General features: G+C 50.8%; 5 protein-coding genes. 4 read left to right on the top strand and 1 reads right to left on the bottom strand.

All coding sequences use genetic code 11. The features are described from left to right. Positions 1-256 precede the first annotated feature (256 nt). Complete coding sequence (locus tag FJ147_27460) at positions 257-850, bottom strand: hypothetical protein (GenBank protein ID MBM4259623.1); 594 nt, start codon at positions 848-850, stop codon at positions 257-259. 219 nt (positions 851-1,069) lie between these two features. On the opposite strand from FJ147_27460, the gene FJ147_27455 reads away from it, so the two are divergent. From FJ147_27455 to FJ147_27440, 4 genes are all read left to right on the top strand, one after another. Further along, positions 1,070-1,897: a hypothetical protein gene (locus FJ147_27455; GenBank protein MBM4259622.1), complete on the top strand. Its 828-nt coding sequence runs from the start codon at positions 1,070-1,072 to the stop codon at positions 1,895-1,897. A gap of 1 nt (position 1,898) precedes the next feature. After that, entirely contained in the window at positions 1,899-2,186 is a 288-nt protein-coding gene (locus FJ147_27450) for a DUF3293 domain-containing protein (protein MBM4259621.1), read from the top strand. Positions 2,187-2,373: 187 nt separating this feature from the next. Continuing rightward, positions 2,374-3,240: a hypothetical protein gene (locus FJ147_27445; protein MBM4259620.1), complete on the top strand. Its 867-nt coding sequence runs from the start codon at positions 2,374-2,376 to the stop codon at positions 3,238-3,240. A gap of 538 nt (positions 3,241-3,778) precedes the next feature. Next, positions 3,779-4,366, top strand: coding sequence for a hypothetical protein (locus FJ147_27440; GenBank protein MBM4259619.1), 588 nt, complete (start codon positions 3,779-3,781; stop codon positions 4,364-4,366). Positions 4,367-4,563: the final 197 nt, after the last annotated feature.

The following is a 4,563-nucleotide window of genomic DNA, read 5'->3' as shown; positions in this document are numbered from 1 at the left end:
GACGACGACGAATAAATGCCCTGCTTTTTGACGCCGCTTGGGCAACCGTGCTACACCCCTCCTTACTATTCAGTTAAAAAGATGAAGCAACCTTTCAACACGCTTAAAACAATGGCGGTGGCGTTGCGTGAGTGCTACTTAAGCTTCATCGAAGCCGGATTGAGATCTTTACGTCCCCAGAAGCGAGTCAGTGCGGCCGGTCGGGTTCGAACATCAAAGTCATTCGCTTAGGCAGTCCGCCACACCAACTACCCACTCAGGCCGTGAGTTTCTCATCTTCCATCCAGATCACAATGTCGAGCGCTCGCAACGCCGTCATCGCATGGCCGTTGGCGAGCTGCCTTCCCTGGGCCCACTTCTCTAGTTCACTCAGATTCGTGAGGTAGTCCGAGTGCAGGCGTTCGAGCAGCTGTTGATTTGATGACTTCGTTGCTCCGTAGAACTTCCGCACGCGACGGTCAATCAAAGGCACCAGATGAGGTCTCTTCCGATGAAGAATCTTGGTAACTGCCACGATTGTGAGGTTGCTACTCCGTCCCTCATCACGAAAGCGGACTAGTTGAGCGGCTGCAACCACAAGCCCCCACGTCGAGTCGTTCAACTCCCAAAGCATTCCTGGGGGAACATCTTCAAATTTGTCTCGTCCGTACTCCGACTGCTCAACAACAAGCTTCATGGCTCGGAACAGTTTCTCGTATGGGCCAGGTTCCTCTCGACGCACAAGCATTCTCTCCAGGTACTCACCTTTGATCTGATAACTGAGGAATCCCGGAGACAAGAGGTCCGTTGGCAGGAGGTCCTTTGGATTGAGGTCTAGGTCGTAGGATGGCCACGCATATCGACTACTCAAAGAGCAGTACTCGTCCAGCCAAGATGCCGCAAACGGTGTCAGCTCTGATACCGAACGAATCTGAGGTGTCGAAGTCACGAAGTCATCGTATGAGACCGAGTCGTCCGCCCTTCGGCGCGGACTAACGTCGGCACCATGAGTGGGCACCCAAACCCAGGGCCATGGGCACACATCCGCCGGGACCTGGTTAGAAGAGGTCGGCCACCAGTAGTTGCAGTTGTGGGGTATGTCGGTGCCGCTGCACCGGAGGTCATGCCGCTTCGAAAGGGAGACATACTGGTCTGCGATGCTTCGCCGGCCGCCATCAAGCGTCGCCTCACCAGCACCATGGCTCTCAGGCAATACGACCGAATTGGCGTTTCCGTGTTCTCCCTCGCAGGGCTCCACGCCAAGGTCATCGCGGCGAAAGGCTTCGCTTGGGTTGGATCAACAAATGCATCCGAGAACTCCAGAGACAACTTGATTGAGGCTTCGGTCCGCATCGAGGGAACAAATGCTCAGGCGATTCTTGACTGGGCATCTTCCCAGGCCGTTGATGATCGAGCACTCACCACGGATGACCTCCGCGACCTGGCACGGCTACCGCTTGACCCGCTGAGGTCCGGACCTCGCAAAACTGTCGCAACACCGCCACGACAACTTCCCGCCCGCCTGTCTCGACTGGTCTTCTATGAAGTGGCCACAGCCGGGGTAAAGGAAGAACGGATTGCCGAGCGAAGTCGAGGCAGCGCCAAGGCAGCCGCCAAGGCTTCGGGCTTGCCGAGTTCTCTTGGCTGGCTTTACTGGGATGAACCGACCAAGGCTCGGGCAGGCGATTGGGTCATTCAGATTTCCAATGGCCACGTACGGCGACCCGCCCAAGTTGTGAGGGTCTCTCGGGAACGGCAAGCACGGGTCCTGTGGCTGAGCTACGTAAAGACCACAAAGCGGCCCAAGGTTGCCGAACTTCGAGCGGTCGTCGCAAACCTTGAGCCCGACTTTGCCGAGCTGGCTCTCGGGCGCTCCGACACGGTATTGAAGGTTCTGAAACTGTTCGGGGTCAGGTGAAGTGACCCAGAAAAAGTCGCACGAAACCCCACGACCGGAAATAAATGAATCCCAAAACGAAAAACTTCGCTCCGATATCACAAAACTTGGTTTTGATTCAATGCACGCACTCGGAAGTGACCCAAATTCGGATCACGCAGAAAAAAGTTGGGCAGTAATCGGACTGTCAAACGAGGAAGCAATTTACCTTGGAAAGAAATACGGCCAGGTTGCCGTTTTTTTGATCACTGAATCACAACAGTCGGTGCTTGGATGTTTCAGTGATTGGGAAGTTAGTCGTAGGTTCTGACAAGAATCGTTTGGTTCATCGGTACCTGCGCCAGCGCCGAGAGTAGTGTTGCTGTCGAGCTGGTGATCGCCTCGGTGACTAGAGCTGTAAAAAACCTCAAGGAGTGGCACCCAGAACTGCAGAGACTATATAGCCGCACATTGGGGCTACTTGAGCGCAAAGAGGATTACCAGTTTAAATAGCAAACTTGACACCTAAAATCACTCTCATGAACTCTCAAGCGTTCCAAAAAGATGAGCAAAAACGTCAACGAGCTGAGCTTCAGAAATCACTTCGCCACCAACACTGGACATCGTCGCAAACCCTAATTGAGTTCAAAATTTGGTACACAAAAAGTGAAAAGAAATTAGAAAAAGTCATAAATTACTTTTCTCTAATTCAGTATCTCATCAGGAATAAAGGTAAATCTGGGAAAAGACGGTGGATTATCAGAATTCCGATATTCCTGATGATGATCCCAATGAACTTCGTGTTCGCCCTCGTAGGGCAATTTGGATTCTGGCTACTTGTCTGCATACCAGTAGCTATAGTCAAACTCACGCCCACAACAATCAGATATTTGCTCACTTATAGAAAAGAAGTTGCCAGGTTTGATAAGAGAATTCGGGATGAAAATACTGCGCGTGATAATGCAAAGAAGCAGGAGGAAAATGAAAAGCAGTTGAGACTCGAAAAAGAAAAGGCGCAGGAGGAAGAAAGACTGGCGAGGCAACTGGTCTTCTTCTGGCGCAAGGAATTTGAAAACTCGTCCGATGAATCGCTTCTTGACGTGTGGGCTATGCTCCAGCAGTTCCCGACTGACCACATCTTCTATTTCATGCTCAAAAACAGCCCAGGGCCGGTTCTTCGCTCGATTGTGGACCAGGAGGTGTCAAATCGCTCGATTTCAGTCGAGGCAAGACAGCTCGCTCTGCACCGTCTGGAAAGAAAAACCGCAGATGCGAGCCACTATCGCCATTTGGATCAACTTGCTGATAGGGCACAACGAGATGCCCAGGAAAGACACTCAGAAGTTATGGACGGTCTTATGAATGTCGCAATGCGTCACCTTTAGATGACACAAACCTAAGGGTCTAGATCGCCGGTACAAACAGTTGTCCACATCGAATACTTGACGTGTTCATTACCGCCAACAAAATATAAATCTAGAATTAAGTTTTATTAAGGTGTTGTGGTCCACTTTCCAGACCACCCGCTGTATGTGCGAGACCAAGACACTGGTGCTTCATGAATGTCAAACCGACCAAGTTTTCGAATACGCGGTAAAAACTTTTTGAGGGATGAGCCTTCCAGACTGACAATAACTATTGAGATGCCGGTTGGGACTACGGATTTCTGGAGCGAACCCGGATATGCCACATTGATTGCCTCTTTTAACGAATCCAATATTTTGGCTGGAGCACCAGGAAAGAAAGACTTCGGCCGTTTCGTCGTCTGCAAAGAGCGAAGCCTCCACGTAGCGCGATCGCCTTCCCAAAGTTCGCACACCCATTCTGGGCTAAAGCCGTTGTCGTTCGGATGAGTAGAACCCATTGCTATAAATGCGGTAACAGAGGACATTTGTAAAGTATGACACAAGGGGAAAATGACTGATGCAGCTTGACGAAACACGAGCGACTAACGCCATCAATTGGTGGAAATACAGCAAAGAATTCGCTGATAAAGAAGACGAGTACGGCACCTTCTTTGCCGCATGGATTGCACTGGTTATTTTGGCTCGAGATTACGAAGCTACCTACTGCTCTCAGTCGGAACAAGGGCGTGGAGATGATCGACCGATTCAATTCTGCTTTGATTATGCGAAGGACATCATCCTCGCAGCTATCCGTCGCCCCGAATTAAAAGTGCATAGAGAACGATTGGCTTGGCGCCACCAAGGTGAAATACTTCGACCAGAGCGCCGAAACCATTGGGATAAGTTAGCCCTAATACGACTGAGCTCTGTTTGGCTTGATGATGCTGCAACCGAAACATGGGAGCTCCGTGGTTTAAGGACCCTCCTCCTTCAAGTTCGAAATGGACTCTTTCATGGTTCCAAGATGTACAACGACTCAACCAACCGCGAGTCAGACGATCGACAACTTTTAGCGGACCTCAACCCGATTTTGCTTGCTATTATTTTCGCGCTCCTTAATCAACCCGGACCCCACACGCGATTATTGCCGAGAGTCGTAAGCTAACGCTTACTACGCTTTCCAAAAAAAGTTTAATACGCGTTCCAAAAAACGGCGTTTCGCGTTCCGAACTGTTACCAACGGCTGGCTAGTTACCACAGAAGAAAGGGATGACTAGTTTCGCACCACCCCCACGGGGGCTTGGCGTATTTGTGCGCCTCAAATGTCACGGTATCTCGTTTGGCTCCGGAATTGGGACAAAT

Source organism: Deltaproteobacteria bacterium (assembly GCA_016874775.1).
Lineage (GTDB): Bacteria > Desulfobacterota > Binatia > Bin18 > Bin18 > VGTJ01.
This window is presented reverse-complemented; position numbering and strand designations above follow the sequence as displayed.